Annotated in this window: 23 protein-coding genes and 3 pseudogenes; 17 read left to right on the top strand and 9 right to left on the bottom strand. The window is 72.5% G+C overall.

Annotated features, from left to right (window positions below; translation table 11 throughout):
- The first annotated feature begins 35 nt into the window (after nt 1-35).
- On the top strand, nt 36-743 hold the full coding sequence (locus BN1555_RS32755) for a multidrug DMT transporter permease (protein ID WP_255306297.1): 708 nt from the start codon (nt 36-38) through the stop codon (nt 741-743).
- A 51-nt stretch (nt 744-794) separates the two neighbouring features.
- Here the strand turns inward: BN1555_RS32755 and BN1555_RS32760 are convergent, their stop codons facing one another.
- Genes BN1555_RS32760 through BN1555_RS32770 form a run of 3 tightly spaced genes read right to left on the bottom strand, consistent with a single transcriptional unit; the run spans nt 795 to nt 3,426 of the window.
- Nucleotides 795-1,808, bottom strand: coding sequence for an NAD(P)/FAD-dependent oxidoreductase (locus BN1555_RS32760; RefSeq protein ID WP_093802787.1), 1,014 nt, complete (start codon nt 1,806-1,808; stop codon nt 795-797).
- Nucleotides 1,805-2,353: an isoprenylcysteine carboxyl methyltransferase family protein gene (locus BN1555_RS32765; RefSeq protein WP_093802788.1), complete on the bottom strand. Its 549-nt coding sequence runs from the start codon at nt 2,351-2,353 to the stop codon at nt 1,805-1,807. The genes BN1555_RS32760 and BN1555_RS32765 overlap by 4 nt, the downstream gene beginning before the upstream one ends.
- Before the next feature lie 14 nt (nt 2,354-2,367).
- Nucleotides 2,368-3,426 (bottom strand): type III polyketide synthase, encoded by a 1,059-nt coding sequence (locus BN1555_RS32770; protein ID WP_093802789.1) that lies wholly within the window; start codon nt 3,424-3,426, stop codon nt 2,368-2,370.
- A gap of 187 nt (nt 3,427-3,613) precedes the next feature.
- On the opposite strand from BN1555_RS32770, the gene BN1555_RS32775 reads away from it, so the two are divergent.
- From BN1555_RS32775 to BN1555_RS32790, 4 genes are all read left to right on the top strand, one after another.
- The gene (locus BN1555_RS32775) at nt 3,614-4,525 is read left to right on the top strand and encodes a UbiA family prenyltransferase (RefSeq protein WP_255306298.1); all 912 of its coding nucleotides are present in this window, start codon (nt 3,614-3,616) and stop codon (nt 4,523-4,525) included.
- A 143-nt stretch (nt 4,526-4,668) separates the two neighbouring features.
- Complete coding sequence (locus BN1555_RS32780; RefSeq protein ID WP_093802790.1) at nt 4,669-4,944, top strand: isoamylase early set domain-containing protein; 276 nt, start codon at nt 4,669-4,671, stop codon at nt 4,942-4,944.
- 373 nt (nt 4,945-5,317) lie between these two features.
- Complete coding sequence (locus tag BN1555_RS32785) at nt 5,318-5,773, top strand: DUF4383 domain-containing protein (protein ID WP_093802791.1); 456 nt, start codon at nt 5,318-5,320, stop codon at nt 5,771-5,773.
- Nucleotides 5,774-5,852: 79 nt separating this feature from the next.
- A complete protein-coding gene (locus tag BN1555_RS32790; protein ID WP_093802792.1) occupies nt 5,853-6,947 on the top strand; it encodes a carboxylate-amine ligase in 1,095 nt (364 codons plus the stop codon).
- A gap of 190 nt (nt 6,948-7,137) precedes the next feature.
- Here BN1555_RS32790 and BN1555_RS40905 read toward each other — a convergent pair.
- From BN1555_RS40905 to BN1555_RS32800, 3 genes and pseudogenes are all read right to left on the bottom strand, one after another.
- A pseudogene (locus BN1555_RS40905) lies at nt 7,138-7,281 on the bottom strand (hypothetical protein); the annotation flags it as partial.
- 26 nt (nt 7,282-7,307) lie between these two features.
- Nucleotides 7,308-7,766, bottom strand: a pseudogene (locus tag BN1555_RS40910) (DUF2071 domain-containing protein); the annotation flags it as partial.
- Between the two features lie 38 nt (nt 7,767-7,804).
- Nucleotides 7,805-8,338 carry a hypothetical protein gene (locus tag BN1555_RS32800; RefSeq protein ID WP_093802793.1) on the bottom strand — a complete coding sequence of 178 codons (534 nt, stop codon included), beginning with the start codon at nt 8,336-8,338 and terminating at the stop codon, nt 7,805-7,807.
- A 135-nt stretch (nt 8,339-8,473) separates the two neighbouring features.
- Here BN1555_RS32800 and BN1555_RS32805 point away from each other — a divergent pair, with 135 nt between their 5' ends.
- The 4 genes from BN1555_RS32805 to BN1555_RS32820 all read left to right on the top strand — a co-directional run bounded on the left by BN1555_RS32805 (nt 8,474) and on the right by BN1555_RS32820 (nt 11,149).
- Entirely contained in the window at nt 8,474-8,734 is a 261-nt protein-coding gene (locus BN1555_RS32805) for a DUF6629 family protein (protein WP_141662929.1), read from the top strand.
- 177 nt (nt 8,735-8,911) lie between these two features.
- Nucleotides 8,912-9,457, top strand: coding sequence for a DUF1360 domain-containing protein (locus BN1555_RS32810; protein ID WP_093802795.1), 546 nt, complete (start codon nt 8,912-8,914; stop codon nt 9,455-9,457).
- Nucleotides 9,458-9,692: 235 nt separating this feature from the next.
- Nucleotides 9,693-10,184, top strand: coding sequence for a DUF2243 domain-containing protein (locus tag BN1555_RS32815; RefSeq protein WP_093802796.1), 492 nt, complete (start codon nt 9,693-9,695; stop codon nt 10,182-10,184).
- Nucleotides 10,181-11,149 (top strand): cytochrome c oxidase assembly protein, encoded by a 969-nt coding sequence (locus BN1555_RS32820; protein WP_255306299.1) that lies wholly within the window; start codon nt 10,181-10,183, stop codon nt 11,147-11,149. Before BN1555_RS32815 ends, BN1555_RS32820 begins: the two co-directional genes overlap by 4 nt.
- Here BN1555_RS32820 and BN1555_RS32825 read toward each other — a convergent pair.
- Nucleotides 11,069-11,698, bottom strand: coding sequence for a hypothetical protein (locus BN1555_RS32825; RefSeq protein WP_093802798.1), 630 nt, complete (start codon nt 11,696-11,698; stop codon nt 11,069-11,071). The genes BN1555_RS32820 and BN1555_RS32825 overlap by 81 nt on opposite strands.
- Nucleotides 11,699-12,338: 640 nt before the next feature.
- Between BN1555_RS32825 and BN1555_RS41760 the strand changes: the two genes are divergently transcribed.
- The 7 genes and pseudogenes from BN1555_RS41760 (at nt 12,339) to BN1555_RS32860 (ending at nt 19,456) form a co-directional block, all read left to right on the top strand.
- Complete coding sequence (locus BN1555_RS41760) at nt 12,339-12,788, top strand: hypothetical protein (RefSeq protein ID WP_369689012.1); 450 nt, start codon at nt 12,339-12,341, stop codon at nt 12,786-12,788.
- A gap of 194 nt (nt 12,789-12,982) precedes the next feature.
- Nucleotides 12,983-14,347 (top strand): UDP-glucose dehydrogenase family protein, encoded by a 1,365-nt coding sequence (locus BN1555_RS32835; protein ID WP_255306300.1) that lies wholly within the window; start codon nt 12,983-12,985, stop codon nt 14,345-14,347.
- A gap of 162 nt (nt 14,348-14,509) precedes the next feature.
- Nucleotides 14,510-15,935: pseudogene (locus BN1555_RS40915) on the top strand (MFS transporter).
- A gap of 591 nt (nt 15,936-16,526) precedes the next feature.
- Nucleotides 16,527-16,844 carry a MerR family transcriptional regulator gene (locus tag BN1555_RS32845; protein ID WP_093802799.1) on the top strand — a complete coding sequence of 106 codons (318 nt, stop codon included), beginning with the start codon at nt 16,527-16,529 and terminating at the stop codon, nt 16,842-16,844.
- Nucleotides 16,845-17,126: 282 nt separating this feature from the next.
- Nucleotides 17,127-17,330, top strand: coding sequence for a cold-shock protein (locus tag BN1555_RS32850; RefSeq protein ID WP_006604711.1), 204 nt, complete (start codon nt 17,127-17,129; stop codon nt 17,328-17,330).
- Nucleotides 17,331-17,550: 220 nt separating this feature from the next.
- Nucleotides 17,551-19,074, top strand: coding sequence for a DEAD/DEAH box helicase (locus BN1555_RS32855; protein ID WP_093802800.1), 1,524 nt, complete (start codon nt 17,551-17,553; stop codon nt 19,072-19,074).
- Nucleotides 19,075-19,147: 73 nt separating this feature from the next.
- On the top strand, nt 19,148-19,456 hold the full coding sequence (locus BN1555_RS32860; protein ID WP_093802801.1) for an SCO5918 family protein: 309 nt from the start codon (nt 19,148-19,150) through the stop codon (nt 19,454-19,456).
- Between the two features lie 111 nt (nt 19,457-19,567).
- On the opposite strand, the gene BN1555_RS32865 is transcribed toward BN1555_RS32860, so the two are convergent.
- Nucleotides 19,568-20,512 (bottom strand): DUF3048 domain-containing protein, encoded by a 945-nt coding sequence (locus tag BN1555_RS32865; protein ID WP_093802802.1) that lies wholly within the window; start codon nt 20,510-20,512, stop codon nt 19,568-19,570.
- A 199-nt stretch (nt 20,513-20,711) separates the two neighbouring features.
- Here BN1555_RS32865 and BN1555_RS32870 point away from each other — a divergent pair, with 199 nt between their 5' ends.
- Nucleotides 20,712-22,796 carry a SpoIIE family protein phosphatase gene (locus BN1555_RS32870; protein WP_176710207.1) on the top strand — a complete coding sequence of 695 codons (2,085 nt, stop codon included), beginning with the start codon at nt 20,712-20,714 and terminating at the stop codon, nt 22,794-22,796.
- 141 nt (nt 22,797-22,937) lie between these two features.
- On the opposite strand, the gene BN1555_RS32875 is transcribed toward BN1555_RS32870, so the two are convergent.
- Nucleotides 22,938-24,713, bottom strand: coding sequence for a ThuA domain-containing protein (locus BN1555_RS32875; protein ID WP_093802803.1), 1,776 nt, complete (start codon nt 24,711-24,713; stop codon nt 22,938-22,940).

A 24,713-nucleotide genomic window follows, 5' to 3' on the forward strand; every position in this document is an offset into this window, starting at 1 on the left:
GGCAGATCGGCGGCCTGCTGCTCGCGCTCGCGGCCGTGCTTGTGCTGCCCGCCGAAGCGGTCCGGGCCACGGAGGTGATGTGGGGGGCGCTGTCCGGTGCCGGAAGCGCCATGGCCATGCATTTCCTCAACCGCGGCCTGAGCCGCGGGGCCATGAGCATCGTGGTCCCGGTGAGCGCGGTCACCGGCGTGGCGCTGTCCGTGCTGTGCGGCGTGCTCTTCCTGGGACCGGCCCACTCCACCGGCCTGGTTCGGCATCTGCGTCACCGTGCCCGCGCTGTGGCTCGTCTCCGGCGGGGCCGGCGCCGGATGCGGGGCCGCGGTCGGACGCGGGCCGGTCAGGCGTCGCTGGACGGCCTGATCGCCAGCGCGGGAGTGGTGGTGCAGTACATCGGGCCCGCTCGGGCGGACCCCGCGAGCGGCCTGTGGCCGGTGGCCGCCGGCCGCCTCGCCGCCGTGGTGCTCCTGCTGCCGAGTGCCCGGCGGCATCTCCCCGAGTTCAAACAGCCGCCGAGGCTGCCGGGCCGGGCCGCCCTGGTCAAAGCGGGGGCGGCCCTCGGCCTCAGTCTCTACCTGCGGTCGGCCCAGCAGCAGATGCTGGCCGTCGCCGTCGTCCTGGCCTCCCTGTACCCGGCCATCCCGACGGTCCTGGGGCTCGCGGTACTGCGCGAGCAGGTCACCCGGTCACAGGCGGCAGGGCTGGTGAGCGCGGCCGCCGTCGTCGTCCTGCCGACCCTGGGGTGAACGCTCCGCCCCGTGGCCGGCCGGCTTGCTCGCGGAGCCCGGGCCGGGGCGTCACTGGAGGACGCGGACGGCCGCCGCGAAGACGGACGGCATCCTGGCCGCCGCCGGTACCACCAGCCGGGCGGCGGCCGCGTGGCCGCTCATCCGTACGAGGCCCTCGGTCAACAGCCGGTGCCGGAAGGACAGCCGCCGCCAGTACCGCTCGTATGCCTGCGGCCGTCCGGCCCTCAGGCACCGCACCGCCGCTTCGGCCGAGGCCAGCGCAAGGGCGATGCCCTCGCCGGTGAGCGCGTCGGTGTAGCCGGCCGCGTCGCCCACGAGCAGCACCCTCCCCGCGGTACGGCGGCGAGCTCGTTGGCGCAGCGGGCCGGCGCCGCGTACCGGGCCGGCGCAGGGGCCCTCCAGGAGGGGGAGGAGGCGCGGGAAGCGGGCCAGGTGCGCGTCGAAGCCGCGCTTGACCGTACTCAGCACGGCCACCCCGACCAGACCGTCGCCGACCGGTGTCACGTACGCCTCGCCGGAGGCGGACCAGTGCACTTCGACGAAGTCCGTCCACGGGGCCACCCGGTAGTGCCGGCGCAGGCCGAAGCGCCGGGGCCGGCGGCTGGGCAGGTCCAGGCCGAGCGAGTGGCGCAGCGGCGAGTGCAGACCGTCCGCGGCCGCCAGCCAGCGCGCCCGCAGGCCCCCGGCGGTCACCGCGTCCGTGCTCTGCCGCACCTCTCCGACGCGTCCGGTGAGGATCTCGACACCGGCCTCGGCGGCCCGCCGGGCCAGCGCCGCGTGCAGTTCCGTACGGCGTACACCGAGGCCGCGGCCGTCGCTGAAGAGGGCTTGGGCCCGGTGCCGCCCGTCGACATAGCGGATGCCGTTCAGCACGTGACCGCCGACCCGGACGCCCAGGGCTTCGAGGGCCCGTACCCCGCCGGGCATGATCCCCTCACCGCACGCCTTGTCCACGGGGGCGGCGCGCGGTTCGATCACCACCGCCTCCATGCCGGCCGACGCGGCGTGGATGGCGGTGGCGAGCCCGGCCGGTCCGCCGCCCGCCACCAGCAGGTCGATCACCGCCCCGCACCCGCCGCTCCGGCGTCGGCGGCGCGCCCCGGAGCGAGTGCGAGCGCTCCGTTCTCGCAGCGGATCCGTACGGTGAGCAGCGCCGTGTTGAGGACGGTGAAGAGGGAGGCGGTCAGCCAGGCGCCGTGCACCAGGGGCAGGGCCAGCCCCTCGGCCACCACGGCCACGTAGTTGGGGTGGCTCAGCCACCGGTACGGCCCGCGCGCCACCAGGGGGAGGCCGGGCACGACCAGCACGCGGGTGTTCCACCTCGGGCCCAGGGTGCGGACGCACCACCAGCGCAGTGCCTGGGCGGCCACCACGACAGCGGCCATGGTCCATCCCGGCACCGGGTCGAACGGCCCTGCGGCCCAACGGACTTCGGCCAGGCAGCCGACGAGCAGACCGGTGTGCAGGGCGACCATCGCCGGATAGTGCCGCTGTCCTGCCTCCACGGCGCCGCGGGCCAGGCTCCAGCGGGTGTTGCGGCGAGCCACCACGAGTTCGGCGACGCGCTCCGCGCCGACCGCCAGGACCAGCAGGGTGTACCAGAGCATGAGTTCCTCCTCTTCTACCAGCGGAGCAGGACGAGTTCGGAGCAGAAGCCCGGTCCCATGGCGAGCAGCAGTCCGGCGGTGCCCGCGGGCGGGCGGCTTACGGCCAGGGTGTCGCGCAGGACGTGGAGCACCGACGCCGAGGAGAGGTTGCCCACCGCCGCCAGCGACCTCCAGGTGACATCGAGCGCGCCGTCGGGCAGTTCGAGCGCCTCCTCGACCGCTTCGAGTACTTTCGGCCCGCCGGGGTGGCACACCCAGGCGGTGATGTCCGCACGGCGAAGACCATGACAGGCGAGGAACTCGTCGACGTCCGCGGCCAGGTTCTTGCGTACGAGGTCAGGAACGCCGGGGTCCAGTACGACGCGGAATCCGGAGCCGGTGATGTCCCACCCCAGCGCCTGTCCGCTGTCCGGATAGAGGCGGCTGCGGGTGTCCGTCACGGCCGGACCCGCGGCGGCGGTCGGCCGGCGGGTACCGCACGCGACCACGGCCGCGGCGCCGTCCCCGAACAGTCCGCTGGCGACGAGATTGGCCGGTGAGGCGTCGTTGTGCTGGAGAGTGAGGGAACACAGCTCCACCGACAGCAGCACGGCCACGTCGTCGGGGCGGCCCAGAAGGTAGTCGTGCAGGCGGGCGATGCCGGCCGCCCCCGCGACGCAGCCGAGGCCGAAGACGGGCACGCGCTTGACGTCCGGACGCAGCCCGAGCGGTCCCACGAGGCGTGCGTCCACCGAAGGCGTGGCGATACCGGTCACCGACGTGAACATCAGGAAGTCGACGTCGCGCGGCGAGAGGCCCGCCGCGCGCAGAGCGGCGCGGACGGCCTCGGCACCCAGGCTCACCGCGCCCTCGATGAAGGCGTCGTTGACCGCGCCGAAGTCGTGGAGCGCGGCGTACGCGTCGAGGGGCAGCGCCGTATGGCGGGTCGACACCTTCGCGCTGTCGTGCAGCCGGTCGAGCGCCCGGCGGTCGGTCCCCTCGGGCAGACACACCCGGGCGACCATGTCCGTGATCTCTCGTTGGGCGTGCCGGTGGGGAGCCAGAACTCCGTGAACAGCTGCGATCCGGGTCATCTGCGGTCCGAGGCCGGGGGTGGGGGCCCTGCAATGGGTGCCCCCGCCCGCCATGGCCTCACACACCCTGTCGCTCGTCCGGCGGCTGTGCACGGCTCCGGGAAGAGGTACCTGCGGAGTGCCCGCGGGCCGGCTGCGGCCTGCGGGACGGCCCGCTCGATGGCGGCCGGCCGCCTAGCATGAGCGCGTGGACGTCGACTCGCACTCGGGCGTTACGGGCCGGACCGGCGCCGCGGGCGCGGGCGCGGCATCGAGGAGTTCCGGTCCGCGGCGTGCGCTGCGGGTGGCCGGCGGGCTTGTGGGGGCGTGCCACCTGGTGCCGACCCTCGCGGTCGGTCTCCTGACGACCGCGATGGCGGTGGCCTGCGGCCGGGACGCCACCGGATGCCTGCTGGTGGCCGCCGCGGTGCTGACCGGCCAGCTGTCCGTCGGATGGAGCAACGACGCCGTCGACGCCGCGCGCGACATCGCCGTCGGGCGGCGCGCCAAGCCCGTGGTCGCCGGTTCGGTCGGCGTCGGCGCCGTACGCGCCGCAGCGGTCACCGCCCTGGCCCTGTGCGTACCGCTGTCCCTGGCCTGCGGACCGCTCGCGGGTACGGTCCACCTCGTCGGAGTCGCCGCGGCCTGGGCGTACAACTTCGGGCTCAAGGCGACCGTGCTGTCCTGGCTGCCGTACGCGGTGGGGTTCGCGGCGCTTCCCGCCTTCGTCGCACTGGGGCTGGAGGGGCGGCCCTGGCCGGCCTGGTGGACCGTCGTCCCCGCGGCGCTGCTCGGGGTCGGCGCACACCTGGCGAACGTGCTCCCGGACATGGGCGACGATCTGGTCACCGGAGTGCGCGGCTGGCCCCAGCGGCTGGGCCCCGTCCGGACGCGACTGCTGCTGCCGGCGCCCCTCGTGACGGCCACCGCACTGCTCGTGCTAGCCCGTCCCGGCCCCGTCGGCGCCGCCGGGGCGACCGCCCTGTCCGCGGCCCTGGTCGTGGCGGTCGGCAGTGCCCTGCTGGGCGGTCGTAGGCCGAGGCTGCCGTTTGTCGCGGCGATCGTCATCGCGGCGGTCGACGTCGCCATGCTGCTCCGGCACGGCGCGGCCGTCGCCTGACCCCGGCGACCCCGCTTCTCGGAGCCGGGGGTGAATGTCCGAGCCCATACGGGCGACGGGCGGCGCCGTCGGCCCAACAAGAGGTGCCGGAAGGACGGAGGGGTGGGGATCCTGAGTCACTCCCTCCGAGGAAAGGTTCAACGATGCTGGAGCGCAGCCGACGTAAGAAGCACACTGAGATCACTTTCGTCATCCCGGCAGGCCAGGCCTGCGGGCAGGTCAGCGTAGTCGGCGACTTCAACGACTGGCAGCCGGGAGCCCACCCCTTCACGGAACGGGCGGACGGCACTCGCTCCGTCACCGTCACCCTCCCCAGGGAACAGCGCTACGGCTTCCGCTACCTCGCCCACGGCGACTACTGGTTCAACGACGGCCACGCCGACGACCAGGACGGTCGCAACAGCATCGTCCACACCTGACGACGCGCCGTGGCATGAGCCGGGGACGGGGCGGAAGCGGCCCGGTCGGCGTGAGTGTCCGGCCCCGCCGCACAGCGCCCCGTTCATCTCGTCCCGTACCGGTAGCGGCGATGCGGAGAGCGCGCACGGCGAAGGGCGGGGTGCGGCCACCGCCGTCCGGGCCGAGCCGGGCCGAAACCGTCGTGGTCACGGCTGCTGTCGTCGGCAGGGTTCCTCTCAGGACGTCACGCCGTCATGAAAGTTGACATGGCCGCCTCATAGGAGAACGTCCGTCCCGGCGGGACCGGATAACAGCGCGAGCGCGGGGTACCCGCCGCGCGTAATGGATCTACCGGCCGGCTCGGTGAGCCGGCCGCAGGAGAAAGGTCCTGTCATGACTGCTCAGTACCGCACGGCGCCGACCGCCCGGACCCCTGTGCAGCAGGCCGCGCTGCTGGTGGGCGCGGTCTTCCTGCTGGTGGGCGTCCTCGGCTTCATCCCCGGGATCACCACCGACTACGACACGATGAAGTTCGCCGAGCACCACTCCGAGGCCAAGCTCCTGGGCGTGTTCCAGGTGTCGATCCTGCACAACATCGTGCACCTGCTGTTCGGCGTGGCCGGTCTGGCCATGGCCCGCGCCGCGTCCACCGCCCGCACGTTCCTCATCGGCGGCGGTGCCGTCTACCTGGTGCTGTGGCTGTACGGCCTGTTCATCGACCACGACAGCGCCGCCAACTTCGTCCCCCTCAACACGGCGGACAACTGGCTGCACTTCGTCCTGGGCCTGGGCATGATCGCCCTCGGCGTCCTGCTCACCCGCCGTACGCACACCGGCGCGGCGAGGTGACCGGGGCGGACAGTCCGGAACACCCCGTTCCCGGCCGGGCCGCCGGTTCACCGAGAAAGGCGGGAGGTACTCGTCGGACATGATCACTGTGGGTGTCGAGGAGGAGTATCTGCTGCTCGATCCGGGGTCGGGGCTGCCGGTGCCGCTGGCCGAGGAGGTGCGTGGGTCGTCGGGGCTGGAGCCGGTGGTGGACCGGCGGGAGGTGCAGGCCGAGCTGTTGCAGGCGCAGGTGGAGGTCGCCACTCCGGTGTGTACGGACCTGGAGGAGGTGGGGGGTCATCTGCTGCGGCTGCGGCATGCGGTCGGTGCTGCGGCCGAGGAGTTCGGGTGCCGGCTGGCGACCTGTGCGACGGCGCCGTTCCGGCGGGCGGCGCCGGTTCCGGTGAGCCGTCAGCCGCGTTATCTGGCGATGGAGTCCCAGGCGCCGCAGCTGGTCGCGGAGCAGCTGATCAACGGGATGCACGTGCATGCGGCGGTGCCCGATCCGCAGACCGGGGTGGCGGTGCTGAACCGGATCCGGGTGTGGCTGCCGGTGCTGGTGGCGATGGCGGCGAACTCGCCGCTGTGGGACGGTCGCGACACCGGGTTCGCGAGCTGGCGCACCCTGATCTTCGGGCGGTGGCCGGTGAGCGGGCCGCCGCCGTACTTCGACGATCTCGCCGATCACGAGCGGCGTGTGCAGGAGCTGCTGACGTCGGGGATCATCACCGACACCGGGCAGCTCTACTGGCAGGCACGGCTGTCCGGCCGGTATCCCACCGTCGAGGTGCGGTGCATGGACGTGCAGCTGCGGGCCGACGACGCGGTGATGTTCGCCGGGATCGTCCGTGGGCTGGTGGCGACCGCGATCCGTGACGAGAAGGCCGGTGCGCCGGTGCCCCGGTGCGCGCCGGAGCTGCTGCACGGCGCGAACTGGCACGCCGCCCGGCACGGCATCAGCGCGTCCCTGGTCGCCCCCGACGGCACCCTGCGCAGCGCGGGCGACGTGGTGTACCTGCTGATGGAGCACATCGCCCCCGCTCTGGAGGAGGCCGGAGACGCCCGGGAGGTCGGCTCCCTGGTCCATCGCCTGCTGCGGCAGGGCACCCCCGCCGACCAGCAGCGCCGCGCACTCGCCGAAGGGGGCTTTCGGGCGCTGACCGACCTGGTGACCGCCCAGGGCACCATGCCGTGACCGGCCACGCCGCGCGGGAGCGGCCGGGCCGTGACCGGCCGCGCCTTTTGGGCGGTCGGGCCCGCGGCGCCGCGCGGGCGGGGCCGGTGCCGGGCCACCGCGGCCGCGCGGGCCCGATGCGCACCCGCCGCACCCCCGGTGAGAAGTGCGCCAGCGGGGCGCGGGAGGGCGCGGGCAGGCCCACCGCCGCCGTCAGCGACTGCGCCAGATCCTCGACCGTGCCGGTGCGCAGCGGCCACGGCGCGTGCTCCACAGGGGTCTCCCAGACCAGCCCAGACCAGACCAGCCCGGCACGGCACGGCACGTGAAAGCACGCCACCGGGTGGTCAGCCATACGTCGCGCCCCGACGGCGTGACCGGCGCACCGCACCGTACGGCCAGGCGGTACGGACCTCCGCCGCCTCGGCGCACACCGGAGTAGGAAAAGATCCCGCCGTCGCGGCGCAGATTCAGCGCCCCCTGGTGGTACGTCGCCCTCACGGCCCTCGCCGCCGGCATGGCCGGGCAGGACACCTCGATCGTCAGGAACCACAACGCCTGGCGCCCGTCGGGGCCCCGGACGTAGGTCCGCAGGTCCGTCTCGGGGAAGCTGCCGAGGGCAGGGACGGAAGACGGGACTCCCGCAGGGCGTACGTCGGCCATCAGGAACGGCGTGAGAGTGACCCAGGCCGTGCCGTCGCAGGTGTCCGCTCTCAGCCCGCCGGGCAGCAACGCCTGAACGTCGGCAGGCCGGTACGGCCAGTGCACGAACGCCTGGCTCAGCCAGTCGGCCCTCAGCACCGGCAGCCGAAGGCGCTGCTCCGCTCCGTAGGAGACCATCGCTCACCCACGTTCCGGTCTCCGCCCGGGGGACCGGTTCACCGGCTGTAGGTGTCGTCGCGGGGCGGCGGTCCGGCATGAGCGCGGCGGCCCGGACGCATCATGGCGTGGCGCTGTCCGGGCCCCGGGCCGGAGCGGGCGGCCAGGGCGTCGGCCACGGCGCCGGTGGCGAAGGCGTAGACCGTCTTGTGCAGCAGGTCCACCACCAGTTCCGAACGGGGCCAGGTCTGGGGCGGGGCGCCCACCCCCGTGGCGTTCTCGAGGATCTGGTCGTTGGTCAGCCGGACCACCGCGAACATCGCCGACGGCAACGGCCCGCGCAGCCCGGCGTGTGCCATGACCGAGCGGAGCACGCCGAGGAGCGCTCCTTGGCCGAAGTGCATGGTCCAGTTGACCGGATCCGGCTGGCGGCCGGGCCGCTCGGCCATACCGGTCAGGCGTTCCAGAGTGCGTGCCGGGACGTAGGAGTTGGGCCGGCCGGTCAGACGCTGCTCCGCCTTCTCGCCCACGGTCATCACCACCGTGCCGACGGCTCCGGCGACCAGGCCCTGCCACAGTGCGCGTTTCATCATGCGGTTGCGGGTACCCCGGGTCGCCGCTCCTCATCACCTGCCCGGCCCGGGAAGCACCCGCCTGCTGGCCGCCTCACCCGAATGCTGGCACCGGGTACCGGAGGCGTCGACCGGGAGAGCCGTACCGTTGCCCCGGTGAAGACCGGTTTCTGTCGCACGCCCGGCCGCGTACTCGGCCTGTCGCATCCGGCGCTGCTCGTCGCGGGCCGGCACCCTGCCGTCGTCGGCTCCCCGGTCGCCCTCGGGGCGGTGAGGTGCGCGGCGCTGCGGCGACTGGAATCCGTCTCGGCCCGGTGCGTGTTCGCGGCGGTGTGCTCGGTCGTCCGGCTCGGGTGGGCACGGCCCGCGCCCGGCGCGGCCTCCGCGCCGCTGCGTACACCGGCCACAGGGTTCTGACGCGGTCCCCGCCCGGCACGGATCAGCACGTGAGTTGGGATGAGCAGACTGGGTACCTGGCCACCTAGGTGTCACACCGAACAATGATCATGAGAGATCCCGCTCCGGGTACAGACGACGCCGGCTGCCCCTTCCCGGCGGCTTCGCACGGACCCGGCTGAACGGAAGGCGAAAAACATGGGTCATGAAACCGGCCTCGGTGGCGGGGTACGGCTGCTCAGGAGCGTCCTGCGCCGTGAGCGCCACAACTACTCGGCAGGGGAGGAGCGCCCGCTCCCCGGCTACGCCGCTTCACTGGCCGCGTTCAGCGCCTACACGGCCGGGTGGGCGACTCTGGTCCGCCGCTCGGGCCGGCCGTTGCCCAGCCGCCCCGACCCCTGGGACCTGTTTCTGATCTCTGCGGCCACATTCCGGCTGAGCAGGTTGTTGAGCAAGGGATCGGTGACCAGTCCGCTGCGCGCCCCGTTCACCGAGTTCGAGGGGTCGGCGGGCCCGGCAGAGCTGAGCGAGAAGAGCCGAGGGGGCAGGCGCAAGGAAGCGGTCGGCGAGCTCGTCACCTGCCCGTTCTGCCTGAGCGTGTGGGTGGTCACCACACTGACCGCGTCCCAGCTACTTTGGCCGCGGGCGACCAGGACAGCGGCGGGTGCGCTCACCGCCCTGGCGGCAGCGGACGCCATGCAGCTGGCCTACAGCACTCTCGTCGGCAAGGCCACCAAGGCCTGAGCCGGCCCGCCGACGCCGTAGCTGCCCCTCCGTCCGAACGCGCCGGGGCAGCGGCTTCGGCCGGTCCCACGGCCTGGCGCACCCGGTGCGGCCGCGGGTCCCGGCGCACCCGCCCGGCATTCGGGGACCTGGGACGGCTCCCGGACCACTCCGCCGCATCGCCCGGTGCCCGCAGGTCCCGGCGCCACCACCCCGGGAAGGCAGACGCCACCACCCCAGGAAGGCAGCAGAGTCCATGAGCGAACCGGTCCGGCCCGCCGTGTCCGACGCCCGCCCCCAGCCCCGCCGGTCGATGGCCTCCTGCGCGCTGATCGGCGCCGCGCTCATGGCCGCCGTCGACGAGATCGTCTTCCACCAGATCCTGGCCTGGCACCATTTCTACGACCGTTCCACGCTGTCCGTGGGACTGCTCTCGGACGGTCTGCTGCACACCGCCGAACTGCTGGGACTGATCGCCGGGTTCGCCCTGTACGCCGACCTGCGCCGCCGCCGCACGCTCGCCCCGGCACACGCCCGGGCCGGACTGGTCCTGGGCATGGGGGCCTTCCAGCTCTTCGACGGTGTCGTCGACCACAAGCTGCTGCGCCTGCACCAGATCCGCTACGGCGTCGACGTCACCCCCTACGACCTGGCCTGGAACGGCGCCGCCCTGGTCCTCCTGGCCATCGGCGGGGCCCTGGCCGTCCGTGCGGCGCGTCACGCGCCCAGCGGGCGGGCGGCCGGGTGACACCGGATCACACCCACCCCGCCCTGGCCGGCACGGACCCCGGGCCGGCCCAACTGCTCGCCGCGGCGGGCGCGGTACTGGCCGTCGCCGCCTACCTGGCGGCCACCGCCCGCCTGCGCCGCCGCGGAGACGCCTGGCCCTTCCGGCGGGACGCGTCCTTCACCGCCGGCGGTACCGCCCTGGCCGCGGCCGCCACGGCCACGCCGCCGGGCGGAGTGTTCACCGCCCACATGGCCCAGCACCTCGTCGCCGCCATGGCAGCCCCTCTGCTGCTGGTCCTCGCCCGCCCTCTCACCCTCGTCCTGCGCACCCTGCCCCCGGGGCCCGTCCGCCGCGGCCTGCTGGCGGCGGCGCACTCCCGGCCCGCCGCCTGGCTGGTCTTCCCGCCGCTGGCGGCCCTGCTGGACGTCGGCGGCCTGTGGGTCCTCTACCGCACCCCGCTGTTCGCCGCCGCCCACGACCGTCCCCTGCTGCGCGCCGCGGTCCACTTCCATGTCCTGGCCGCCGGGCTGCTGTTCACCTTCGCCGTCTGCCGGCTCGACCCGCTGCGCCGCCGCTGGAGCCTGCCCTGGCGCGGCGCCGCTCTGCTGATCGCCGGCGCTGCCCACGCCGTCCTCGCCAAGACCCTCTACGCCGCGCCCCCGCCCGGCACCGCCTTCACCGAGACCGACCTGCACACCGGCGCCCAACTGATGTACTACGGCGGCGACCTGGTCGAAGCCGGGATCGGCGCCACGCTGGCGATGCAGTGGTACGCCGCCACCGGCCGCGCCCGGGCGGCCCGGGACCGGCGCCGCCGCAGCCCCGCCGCCGGCCCGGTTCGCAGGCCCCCGCGTACCCGGGTGCGTACCCGGCCCGAAGCGGTCGCCGACGCGAGTCCGTCCTCACCACCAGGGGCTGCTCCGGTCCCCGCGCAGCTCCACCGTGGTGACGACGCGCGTGAGGGCGGGGGACCGGGGGACTGAACCGAACCCGAAGCGCACGGGGGGATCGACCGGGGCGAGCGGGCCGAGACCGTTTCCCCCGAAGGCGCCCGAGGCGGCGGTGACCGGCCGGAGATCCAGTGCGCCGTACCACCCCCGGCGGCCGGGGCCCGAGCTGCCCCGGGTCCGTACGCCGGGCAGCAGCCGGGCGGGAAAGTCCACCAGTGCCGCCCACGCGGGCCGGGCGGCGAGCGGACGGGGCACCGCCCGCAGCAGCAGCCCCAGAGGGCCCCGCGCGCCCACCGTGAAGCGCAGTTCCAGCGGCCCGGCTCCGACAGCCCAGGACGTACCTTCCACGCTCACCGTCACCGGTACGACCCGCACCTGGTCAAACGTGTACACGCCGGCGACGAAGTCGCCGATCGGCCGGGTCGGTGCGAGGAGGAGACGTTCACCGTCAGCCCGTTCGAGCATGACGTCGCTGAACGGACCGAACGGCGACCGGACCCAGTGCCCGAGCACCACCCGGGTGCCGGAGGAGGTTCCGAGACCGGCGATCCAGCCGTCGAACTCCAGACGTGTGCCTTTCACAGCGTACGAGTTCCCCGACGTCGGCACCGCGAAGCTCGCAGGATGCGCGCATGGGCGTTTTCTGAGCATGCGAACTCGGTCCGAGACCAGCCGCCCGGCAGCTGCCGGGCCCGGTCCGCATGCCTTGGCGCGAACTCAGGGGAGATCAGACCCATGCCCCGTATCTCGCCCGCCCCGCCCTGGACCGCCGCATCGAGCGGCTGCGTGAGATCGCCCGGTCGGACCAGCGGCTGGACGGTGTACTGCTGTACGGGTCGTGGACCCTCGGCGAGGCCGACGCCCACTCCGACATCGAGGCGTACCTCTATGTGCGGGACGTCCACGCCGACGGCTTCGACGGCCGCGAGTTCATCGAGCGCCTAGCCCCGCTGAAGCTGGCCTACACCAATATGTACGGCATTCCCGCCGTCGTCTTCGGCGACCTCATGCGCGGGGAGTTCCACGTCGAGCCCGCCGGCCCCGGCATCGAGGAGGTCCCCTCCTGGCGCGGACAGGTGCACCTGCCCGATCCCGGCGCCGCCGTCCTGCTCGACCGCAGCGGGCGTCTGACCGCGGCAGCGCGCCGACTCGCCGACTTCCGGCCGCCCGAGCCGGTCCCACGGCCCAGCAGCTCACCGACGAACTCGCCAACCGGACCCTCATGCTTGCCCACGTGCTGGCCCGCGGTGAGACCGCCCGGGCCCACGCCCTGCTGCACAGCGTCATCGTCCCGCAGCAACTGCAGCCGTGCCGGCTGCTGCGCGACTCCACGGCGCACTGGCTCACGCCCAGCCGGGCCCTCGAAGACGACTTGCCCGTGTCCGACCGCGACCGTTGCACCGCCACCACCGCCCCTGCGCACCAGGAGGCGGTGCGCACAGCGGCACAGCGGCACAGCGCAGCTGGCAGTGGAGCCGTGATCTGGCCGGTGAAGCGGCGCAACGGTGGGGCATCGGCCTGCCGGTCCGGCTGCATCAGGAAATCGGCGCGTTCCTGGCCCGGGGCTGAGCACCACCGGCTGAGCACACCGCGCCCGCGACCGACCGCGGGCGCGGCCCCCGCCCTGCCGCTGTGTACCGGATGCGATCACCGCTCTGTCGGGGTGCTATGAGGGAAGCGGGTCGGAGTGGCTCTTCCCGGACTTGCCACAACAGCATCTGCTCAGCTCCGGCAGGTCCCGCCTGCCGGGGTTCCCGCGGTGGCGTCCCGCATTTCCCGGCCCGCTTCCGGACCCGTGCCGCCGGCGCCGGCCGGATGCCTTCCACGAGGTGTCGGCGTACCGCCGCACAGAGGAGGTGGTCGGTGATGCGAGTAGCAGTGGTCGGGCAGGGTTACGTCGGACTGACGGGCGCGGTCGCGCTGGCCCTTCAGGGGCACAGCGTCACCGGCGTCGAGCAGGACCCCGGCCGGCTGCGCACACTGGACGCGGGCGAGGCGCCGGTCTTTGAGCCGGGACTGCCCCAGCAGCTGACGGCCGCGCTGGCCACCGGGAGGCTGCGATTCACCGACGGTCTTGCCGAGAGCCACCGGTGGGCGCCCTTCGACACCGTGCTGATCACCGTGGGCACGCCGCCCCGATCCGACGGGTCCGCGGATCTGTCCCAGGTCACAGCCGCGCTGGAACAAGCCGGGAACCTGCTGCCCCCTCCCCGGGTGGTGCTCAAGTCGACCGTGCCGCCCGGCACCAGCAGCAGCCTCGCCGGCACTTGCCCGTGGCTGCGCGAGCGTTACGCGTACAACCCCGAATTTCTCAACCAGGGAAGCGCCCTGGAGGACTGGGCCGCCCCGGCCAGAGTCGTCGTCGGCACCTGGAGTCACGACAGCGAGCGGGCGCTGCGTGAGCTGTACGCGGGGGTGACCGGGCCGTGGGTCGTGACGACCCCCACCAGCGCCGAGATGATCAAGTATGCGAGCAACGCCTTCCTCGCCATGAAGATCAGCTTTTCGAACGAGATCGCCCGGATGTGCTGCGGGCCCGACACCGACGTCGACCAGGTCATGCAGGGTGTCGGTTACGATCCCCGCATCGGGCACGCCTTCCTCCAGCCGGGCCTGGGGTACGGCGACTCGTGCCTGCCGAAGGACACGGCCGCCCTGGCCCACTGGGCGAGCAGTGCGGGCATACCGGCACCCCTGCTGCGGGCGACGATCGCCGTCAACGACGCGCAGGCCGGCCTGGCTCTGCAAATCCTGCGCACCGAACTCGGCGCCGCACTGCGCGATGCGACGATCGCCGTGCTCGGCGTGCGCTACGAGCCGTGGAGCGACGATCTGCGGGCCGCTCCCAGCCGCACCGTTGTCCCGGCGATTCTCGGTGAAGCGGCCCGGGTACGGATCTGGGACCCGGCCACCGACGCGGTGGCCGTCGCGAAGCTCTTCCCGGCCGCGGATGCCGTACCGGACCTGTCCGACGCGCTCGGCGGCGCGCACGCCGTCGTCCTGCTGACGGAATGGCCGCAGGCGATCGAAGCGGACTGGCCGCGGATGGCCGCGCGGCTCGCCGGGCCGCGCCTGCTCATCGACGGCAAGAACTGCCTGCCCCCGAGCGGATGGCCGGCCTGCCCGTCCGCTACCGGAGTGTCGGCACCAGGGTGCCCACCACGGCCGCGACCGCGGAACCCCAGCTGGAGGCATGAGCCGGTGGCGCGGACAGCTCCATCGTTCCGATGACGAGGCGAGCGTTCAGGCGAAGCAGTCGCCCGTGCGGGACCGGGGCCCGGAGCCTTCGGCGTGGGCGCCCATACGCCGACCGGTGTGCCGGGCCCTGTGGACCGCGTCCAGCCGGCGGCCAACATGGGCACCTGGATGCAGACGGTCGGGGCGCAGTGGCTGATGGGCGACCTCGGCGGCGGGGCGCTGGAGGTCGCCCCGGTGCGGACGGCCACCGCACTGCCGGTCTTCGTACCGGTGGTGTCCGCCGGAGCGTTGGGGACATCCTCGACCAACGGCGGCTGCTGATCGGTGGTCGGCTCCTGATGTTCCTCGGCGCGGCCGGTCTGGCCGGCGTCACGGCAGCCGGTGCGGCGACCCAGGGCCTGCTGCTCGGGCTGACGGCGCTGATGGGAGTGGGCGAGGCGTTCTGCATCTCCTCCTTCCAGGCCGCCCGGCCCGAGCTGGTCAGCCGTGAGGAGATCCCGCAGGCCGCCCTGCTCAACAGCGCGGACGGCAATGTGGCGCGCGCCGCGGGACCCGCTCTCGGCGGCGCGATGATCGCCGTCATGGGTCCCGAGGCCACGTTCGTCCTGAACGCGCTGTCCTTCCTCGGCGTTCTGGTGGTGCTGTACGCCTGGAAGCGGCCGGTGACCCACAGGCCGCTCGGCGCGGAGCACATCCGCGACGCCATCCGGGCGTGCGCCCGGTACGTCAACAGCGCCCCGCTGTTCTGGGCGGTCATCGCCCGTTCGGGCCTCTTCATGCCCTTCGCCGGCGGTTTGTGGGCACTCCTGCCGACGGTCGCCGGGGGGCCGCTCGGCCTCAGCTCCGGCGGCTACGGCCTGCTGCTCGGCAGCGGACGGGCGCCATGGTGGTCTACGCGGCGACGATGGCGGTGATCGGCCTGGTGCCGTCCGCGCCGGTGGCCGCCGCCGCTCCGATCGTGTCCGGTCTGGCCTGGGTGGCGGTCCTGTCGACGCTTTCCGCCTCCGCGCAGGTGCTGCTGCCCGCGTGGGCCCGGACTTGCGGACTCGCCTACTACCGGCTGGTCTTCATGGGCGGGCAGGCGCTGGGCGCCGTGGGCTGGGGCGTCGTCGCCGACCGGTTCGGCGTGGGCACCGCGTTCGTGGCGTCGGCCGCCGGCCTCCTGGTGACCATGTTGGTGGGTACGCGGACGCTGCCGATGCCCGCAGGCCCGGTCGATGTGGGTCCGGCCCAGGTCTGGGCGGACGTGCCCGATGTCGCTGTGCCGGGGCGGGACACCGGGCCCGTTCTGATCACCGTCGAATGGCGGGTGGACCGGGAGAACGCCGAGGCGTTCATCGAGGCGATGCGGCCGGTGGGCATGTCCCGACGGCGTGCGGGCGCCTCGCTGTGGGGTCTGTTCGAGGACATGGCGGATCCGACGCTCCTCCTGGAGACGTTCACCGTCGGTTCGGAGCGGGAACACCTGCGACTGGTCATGGAACGGGAGACCGAGCTGGACCAGGAGCTGGAGGCGCGGGCCCTTGCGCTGACCCGGCCGGGCCACAGACCGCGCGTGCGGCACGTGATCTGGGCGTACGCCCCCGGCCGCGACGAGGAGTTGTCCTCCTTCCCGCCGTGACCCGGGAGGCACTGGAATAGCTCTCGCCGCACAGTCGAGAAATCTGTCGTGGTGAAGGTAGACATCCGATCGCTCCGTGACTAGAGTTTTTGACGTAGCCGACGAAGTCAGCACAGCGCACCAGAGGCGAAGACGAACTGGTGCGAGCGGTACACGGCACGGCAGTGGAGTCCTGAGGCCAGGAAGTGCGTGAAGGTCTCATGGCTGACTGCCGGGCCGGGCGGTCCCAGGGCCGCCGACGGAACCGCACGAAGAGCGGTGAAGAAAGACAGATCGATCAGCAAGAGAGGAGTCGACGCCATCAGGATCGCCTGAGCGAGGATCCAGTTCGCTCAGGTACCGCAGGCCCCGGATTGGAAGGTGGTCCCCGGTCAGGCATTCACGATCCACGCATCTCCGGCCTCTTCGGCGGACATGCGGAAGAACAAGAGTCGGCGCCAAGCGCCGATAGATGGTGTTCAACCCTTATGGGCCCCGGTGCCGCACGGCGCCGGGGCCCCTCGACGCGTCCCGTGAGAGGTGCAAGTGACCCCAAAAACCACACCGCAGACAAACAGCAGACTCGACGACGACGACTATCCCGCCTACACCATGGGGCGGGCGGCCGAGATGATCGGCGCCACCCCCGGCTTCCTGCGGGCCATTGGTGAGGCCCGGCTCATCGCGCCGTTGCGCTCCGAGGGCGGTCACCGCCGGTACTCCCGCTACCAGCTGCGCATCGCGGCCCGCGCACGCGAACTCGTCGACGCGGGTACGCCGATCGAGGCCGCCTGCCGCATCGTCATCCTGGAAGACCAGCTCGAAGAGGCATTGCGCCTCAACGAGGAACTGCGCAAGGCCGGCGCGGAGGCGGACGGGTCTCCCGGCCCCGGACCGGAGGGGCGGGCGCGAGCCGACGGGCGCAATTAATACCTGTGACCGCCGCAACAGAAATTAGCGCAATGCGCGACCAGGATTTACGGGCTCCCCGGCCGAACGATATTACGTGCCGCGCTCCGATCCTTGAGTCGTGCTACGGTAAATGCCAGTTGCAGTTGTGGTTCCCGAAGACTTCAAGTGTCCTTGCCCGCCGTTCGTGTCGGCGGGCGCACTTTTACATTTCCGGTGCTGTTTTCCGGAGGGGCGATCATCGCGGCGACTCGGGGCTCGCACAGTGCGGGCCCCTGGGCACTGCCCCGAAGGAGATATGACATGGCTACTGGCACCGTGAAGTGGTTCAACGCGGAAAAGGGCTTCGGCTTCATCGAGCAGGAGGGCGGCGGCGCCGACGTCTTCGCCCACTACTCGAACATCGCCGCCCAGGGCTTCCGTGAGCTTCAGGAAGGCCAGAAGGTGAACTTCGACGTCACGCAGGGCCAGAAGGGCCCGCAGGCCGAGAACATCGTTCCCGCCTGACGCTGAGGCGTACAACGTAGCTGGGGCCCGCACCCTGGGGTGCGGGCCCCAGCTCGTTGCTTTTTGAGGGCTCGCCCGTGCCCACGGTGTTACGGGCGGACATTTCCCTCTCCCGGACCGGGGGCAGGGTCGTCTTTTCTTGGCTCGTTACTGTAATTCTCTGCACTTTCCGTCGCTGCCGGGAATTCCTTGATACGTGCCGCATCGAGGAAGGTTCTGTATGAACCGCACAGCCCGCTCCAACGGCAGCTATTCCCGCACCGGCACCGACGGCTCGAACCGTGGTGGCTTCCGCTCGCAGGTCCCCGGCCGTCAGGGTGCTCCGAGCCGTTCCGGTGGTTACGGCCGCCGCCCCGCCGGCCTCCAGGGGGAATTCGCCCTGCCGGTCAGCACCACGCCGGCCCTGCCCGCGGTCGAGGCCTTCGGTGAGCTGGGCATGCCCGCGCCCCTGCTGGCGGCGCTCGCCGCCGAGGGCGTATCGGTGCCGTTCCCGATCCAGGCCGCCACGCTGCCGAACTCGCTGGCCGGACGTGACGTCCTGGGCCGCGGGCGTACCGGCTCGGGCAAGACCCTGGCCTTCGGGCTGGCGCTGCTGGCCCGCACGGCCGGACAGCGCGCCGAGTCGCGTCAGCCGCTGGCGCTGGTGCTGGTGCCCACCCGCGAGCTGGCCCAGCAGGTCACCGACGCGCTCACCCCCTACGCGCGCGCCGTACGGCTGCGGATCGCCACGGTGGTCGGCGGCATGTCCATCGGCCGCCAGGCCGGCGCGCTGCGCAGCGGGGCCGAGGTCGTCGTGGCGACCCCGGGCCGGCTCAAGGACCTGATCGAGCGTGGCGACTGCCGCCTGGACCAGGTGAAGATCACGGTGCTGGACGAGGCCGACCAGATGGCCGACATGGGCTTCATGCCCCAGGTCACCGAGCTGCTCCAGCAGGTCGCCCCCGGGGGCCAGACGATGCTGTTCTCGGCCACGCTGGACCGCAATGTCGACAAGCTGGTCCGCACCTACCTGACCGACCCGGTGGTCCACTCGGTCGACGCCGCACAGGGCGCGGTGACGACGATGGAGCACCACGTGCTGCACGTCCAGGGAGCAGACAAGTACGCCACGACCACGGAGATCGCCGCCCGAGAGGGCCGGGTGATCATGTTCCTGGACACCAAGCACGCCGTGGACAAGCTGACCCTGCACCTGCTGGCCAGTGGGGTGCGGGCGGCCGCGCTGCACGGCGGGAAGTCGCAGCCGCAGCGCACCCGCACGCTCGACCAGTTCAAGAGCGGGCACGTGACGGTGCTGGTCGCCACCAATGTGGCGGCACGCGGCATCCACGTCGACAACCTCGACCTGGTCGTCAACGTCGACCCGCCGACCGACCACAAGGACTACCTGCACCGCGGCGGCCGTACCGCCCGCGCCGGCGAGTCCGGCAGCGTCGTCACCCTGGTGCAGCCCAACCAGCGCCGCGAGATGACCCGGCTGATGCAGGCCGCCGGCATCACCCCGCACACCGCCCAGGTCCGCTCCGGCGACGCCGAGCTGACCCGGATCACCGGCGCGCAGGCACCCTCCGGCATCCCCGTCACGATCGTCGCCCCCGTGGTGGAGCGTCCGAAGCGCGGCGAGTCGTCGTCCCGGGGCCGACGCGGCCGCCCCGCCCGCCGCCCCGCCGGGTCGGCTGGAGCGCCCCAGGGACGTACCGGCGGAACGCCGCAGCGCCAGGCGCCGCTCTCCCGCGCCGCATGAGCTTCGTCCCGTCGTTCGCCCCGTCCGTGAGGACGGCCGTCCTTCCGGCTCTTCCGAACCTTGCTGAGGCACTATGCGCTGCGTCATCGCCCGTTTCCCCTTCGACCTGTTCAAGAGCGACGTGCAGGATTCGATGAAGGGCATCAAGCCCGAACCCGTCACGGGCGAGTCCGTGATCATCGGCCGCCGCCACTACCCGGTCAAGCAGGTGGGAGAAGTGATCACCCGGCAGGACCGCCGCGACTTCAGCGCCAGTGAAGTGACCAGGGCGCTGACCCGCCTCGGCTTCACCTGCCGCGCTGTTCCCGCAGTGGTCCAGCCCCGTGCCCTCACCCCGCTCGAGACCGCGACGGCACTGCTCGGAGCGCCGGAACGCGTGTGAGGCCGGACAGCAGACCGGACAACGGCGAGGGCCCCGACGGGAGAGAAACCGGTCGGGGCCCTCGCCCGTCCCGCCGGACCGTCCTGCCGCGCTGACCGCCCGGCGACGGGGTCACCGTGCCGCGTACACGATCCACGTCTGACCGGAGGCGAACGTCATCCGTTTGCCGTCCGGGGTCGTGAACGAGGTTCGGGATCCGGCGGAGTCCCGTCTCCATTCGGTGTCGTACGCCTTTCCGTCGCGCAGCACGACCGCCGGACCGGAGCCCACGGTCTCGGTGTACGGAGACGCGTTGCCCCACCGGTCCTTGAAGACCGACGGACGCACGGTCACCTGCTGCACGACGACCGTGGACGCGGCGAGCCGCTGCCCGTCGGCCGTGCGGGACGGCGCGCCGTCCATCTCCACCAGCCACTTCTGCCGGTCCGCGGACCAGGTGAAGGCGAAGCGCGCCGACGGATAACGGACCGTGTGCTCGTCGGTGGGTTTCCCGCCGGACGGCGGCGGGCCGAAGCGGAGTCCGATGTCCTCGGCGGCGTTCGTACCGGAGGGGGGGTGCGGTATGTTCCCGGGCCTCAGGTAGAGGTTGTGCGGCGCGGCCCGGTCGTCGCTGCGGAAGTACGCGTCCGGTGCCTCCGAGGGGGACAGCGCGTTCAGCGGCGCCGCCTCGATCAGCGGATTGAGTCTGCTCTGCGCGCCGGAGTAGGCGAGTGTCGGCCGGTCGAACTGCCGCAGCAGCTCCAGGTCCGTCTCGCGGGCGCTGCGTACCGGGCCGATGACGGACGGCACGGTGGACGAGTAGACGGCGAGTATGCGGCTGAGGCCGGCCTCCACCTGTTCGACGTAGACGAGGTCCGCCCCGTCCAGTCCGGTCGGCGGCCGGGCCGCCACGACGTTGTCGATCTTCACGGCGAGGACGCGGGTGCCGGACGGAACCCGGCCGTCCGACGAAGGAGAGGTGTCCGCCCCTCCGGAGCCGCCGCACGCCGCCACGGCGAGCAGCGCCAGTGACGCGAGCGACGCTGCGACTGATCTCTTCCCTCTGGCTGCCTGCATGGCTTCCGCCCTTCGGAGTCGGACCGCGGAAGGCACCCCGCCGCCCCTCGACCACAGCGGCGGCGGCTCCCCCATCCATCATCACGCCGTAGCGGGGTTCCCGGTTCGCAGCAGGCCGTACGGTCCGGGCAGAGGATGCGGTCCCAGCCCGGGTAGAGAGACGATGGGAGATACCGGCGGCGGGCGGAAGGAGCCCCGGATGCGTGCAACCGACTCCGTCTCTGCCAGTTCTGACCAGCCGGGGGGCGCCCGGATCGCGTCGGGGGGACTGCTGGATCTGCTGAGCGTGGCTGCCGTCGTGCTGGACGCCGACGGGCGGATCGTGCTGTGGAGCCCCCAGGCAGAGGAGCTGTTCGGTTACTCCGCGGACGAGGCACTCGGCCGGTTCGCGGGCCGACTGCTGGTCCAGGAGCGGCACCTGGAGCTGGTGGGTCGGCTGTTCGCCCAGGTCATGGCCGGTGAAGGAGGGGCGAGCTGGGCGGGGGTCTTCCCCATGCGCCACAGAGACGGCAGCACCCGGCTGGTCGAGTTCCGCAACATGCGGCTGGAGGACGACCGCAAGGACCTCTACGCCCTGGGCCTGGCGACCGACCAGGCGACCTTGCGAAAGGTGGAGCGGGACCTCGCGCTGTCCACCCGGCTGGTGGCCCAGTCCCCGATCGGACTGGCGATGGTGGACACCGACCTGCGGTACGTCACCGTCAATCCGGCACTCGAACGCATCAACGGCCTGTCCGCTGCCCAGCACGTCGGCCGGAGCGTGCACGAGGCGCTGCCGTTCCTGGACACCGAGGTCATCGAGGCCTCGATGCGCCGGGTCCTTGCCACCGGAGTCCCGATCCTCGACCAGGAGTCCGTCGGACGTACCCCCGCCGACCCGGACCACGAGAACACGTGGTCGGTGTCCTTCTACCGGCTGGAGGCGTCCAACGGGAAGGTGCTCGGAGTGGCCGCCTCCGTCGTCGACGTCACCGAGCGGCGGCGCGCCACCATCGAGGCCGCGCAGGCCCGCCAGCGCCTCGCCGTCGTCGCCGACGCCTCCATCCGCATCGGCACCACCCTCGACCTCGACGAGACCGCCCGCGAACTCGCCGACGTGTCGGTGCCGCAGCTGGCCGACGTGGCCGCCGTGGACGTACTCGACAGCGTCCTCAACGGCCGCTCGGCCGCGACGGCGCAGTCAGGGCCCGCGGTGTTCCGTGCTCTCGCCGTGGCCAGCGCGTACCCCAGCGAGGCAGTGCACGCGGCCGACCCGCCCGGCGAGGTGGCCAGGTACGAGGCCGACCGGTTGGTCACCCAGTGCGTGAACACCGGCCGCCCCGTCCGGTTGCCCCACGTGGAACGCGAGGACCTGCCGTGCATCGCCCGCAGCCCCGAGGCCGCCGAGCTCCTGGGGGTCGCGGGGCTGCACTCCTACCTGGCCGTGCCGCTCATCGCGCGCGGCAAAGTCCTCGGCGCCCTCGACCTCAAGCGCACCCGTAACCCGGAACCGTTCAGCGACGACGACGAGATCCTGGCCGGCGAGCTCGCCGCACGGGCGGCCGTGTGCATCGACAACGCCCGCTGGTACCGGCAGGCACGCAACACGGCCCTTGCCCTCCAGCGCAGCCTTCTTCCCCAGCGGCCGCCGGGTCAGCCCGGCCTGGAGGTCGCCAGCCGCTACCAGCCGGCCCAGGCGGCCGACGAGGTGGGCGGCGACTGGTTCGACGTCATCCCCCTGACGGACGACAAGAGCGCCCTCGTCGTCGGCGACGTCATGGGCAGCGGTGTCAGCGCGGCCGCCACGATGGGCCAGCTCCGCACCGCCACCCGCACCCTGGCCGAACTCGGCCTCGACCCGGCCCAGGTGCTGCACCACCTCGACCGCATCACCGACCGCATGGGGCAGACCATCACCACGTGCACCTACGCCGTCTACGATCCCCACCGGGCCGAGTGCCGCATCTCCAACGCCGGGCACCTGCCACCCGTCCTGGTACGCCCCGGCCGGGCCGCCGAACTGCTCGACCTGCCCACCGGCGCCCCGCTCGGCGTCGGCGAAGTCACCTTCCACACCACCACAATCGCCCTGCGTCCCGGCGACCGGCTGGTCCTCTACACCGATGGCCTGGTCGAGACGCGCGACCAGGCCATCGACGAACGGCTGGACGCCCTCCTCGCCCACCTCGCCGAACCTCCGTGGTCCCTGGAAGAGACCTGCGACCTGCTCCTGCACGCGCTGCGCCACCCCGGAGACCACGACGACGTGGCGCTGCTCATCGCCCGCGCGACGGAGCTGACGTGAGGCACGCGCCCCGGGGGCCGTCATGCGTCACGGGCGTCCGGAGCCGGGTGCCCGGAGCAGGCCTCCGGCGGGCCCCGGTTCCCCGCAGGGACCGGAACCCGTCGGCCCGGGGCCGCCGCCCCGGGCGCTGTGGCCGACCCGTCAGGGAAGGGTCCACTTCTGGTTGGGGCCGGTGTGGCAGCTCCACAGATGGACGCGGGTGCCGTCGTTCCAGGTGGCACCCTCGGCGTCGAGGCACTTGCCCGACTGCGGGTTGCGGACGGTTCCGCCCGGCTGCGGCGTCCACTGCTGCGCGGCGGTGCCGTTGCAGGTCCACAGCTGGATCTTCGTACCGTCGGCGGTCCCTCCGCCGCTGATGTCCAGGCACTTGCCCAGCGCGCGGAAGGTGCCGTCGCCGGGCAGCGTCCACTTCTGGGGGCTGTTGCCGTTGCAGGTCCACAGCTGGACCTGGGTGCCGTCCCCGGTCGCGCCGCCGGCGACGTCCAGGCACTTGCCGTTGACGCCCTTGACCTCACCCGCGAGGGGGCCCGGCTGCGTGCCGCCGGATGTCTTCATCCGGACGTTGCGGAAGGACACCTGGTCGCCGTCGCCGTGGTTCTGGAGCCCGATGTGTCCCTGCCGCAGGCTGCGGACGGGATCGGTGTTGGTGAAGTCGTTGATCTTGCGGCCGTTGAGGAAGATCTCCAGCCGTTCGCCGGTGACACGGAGTTCGTACGTGTTCCATTCGCCGGGCGGGTTGAGCGCGGCGTCGCGGGCGGCGATGTCGGCGGACTTGAAGCCGTACACCGCTCCCGTCGTCCGGTCGGCGCTGTCCGTGGCGTCGATCTGGATCTCGTACCCGTTGTCGACCGCCGACCACGGGTCGTCGGAGGCCGGGAACCCCAGGAGGATCCCGGAGTTGTCGTCGCCGTCCATCCGCCAGTCGAGCTTGAGGGAGTAGTCGCCGGTGTACTCCTTGGCGGAGTACCACAGCATCCCGAGCCCGCCCCGCGAGGTGAGCGTGGAGTCCGCCAGCGTGAACGAACCGGGCCCGGCCTGCTTCCAGCCGGTCGTGCCCGAACCGTTGAACAGCGGTGTGTACCCCGTCTCCGGACGGCAGTCCGCCTCCGTCATGCCCGCCGCCCAGCGGATCCCGCCGAGCAGGTGCCGGCGGAACGCCGGTTCGGTGTACGACTCGTCGGTGTGACCGCCACCGGTGTAGAAGGCGCGGCCGCCCTCGTAGCCCTTGCACCAGGAGATCGGGTGGTCGCCGGACATGTTGCCGCCCGAGTAGCTGGACTCGTCGAGCGAAGCCAGCACGTGAGCGGTCGTCCGCGGGTTGGTGCGGTAGTTGTACCACTCGTCGAAGCGCTGCCAGGTGGTGCCGAGATGGGCGGTGGCGTCGTGCGCCCGGTCCTCCACCTTGACGGTCGCCGTCTGGTTGTGCGGGTGGGAGTGGAACAGGGCTCCGGCGAGACCGGCGTAGAACGGCCAGTCGTACTCCGTGTCGGCGGCCGCGTGGATGCCGGCGTAACCGCCGCCGCCCTTGATGTACTGCTCGAACGCCGTCTGCTGGGTGCCGTTGAGCACGTCACCGGTCGTGGACAGGAAGACGACGGCCTTGTACTGCGCGAGGTTGCCGGTGGTGAAGGCCTGCGCGTCCTCCGTCGCGTCCACGGTGAAGTTGTTCGCACCGCCCAGCTCGCGCAGCGCGGCGAGACCGTCGTCGATGGACCCGTGGCGGAAGCCCGCCGTCTTGGAGAACACGAGGATCTTGTACGCCGGATCGGCCGCGCCCACGGCCGCGGTCACGTCCCGGACGGCGGCGCGGACGGGTTCGCCCGGTGCCTGGGCACCCGCGGCCACGGCGGGCGCGGCGGCCGCGCAGAGCAGTGCTCCGGCGAGCCAGCAGCCGGCCTTGGTGAGAGTGTTGCACAT

The organism is Streptomyces sp. Wb2n-11 (assembly GCF_001049855.1).
GTDB lineage: Bacteria > Actinomycetota > Actinomycetes > Streptomycetales > Streptomycetaceae > Streptomyces > Streptomyces altiplanensis.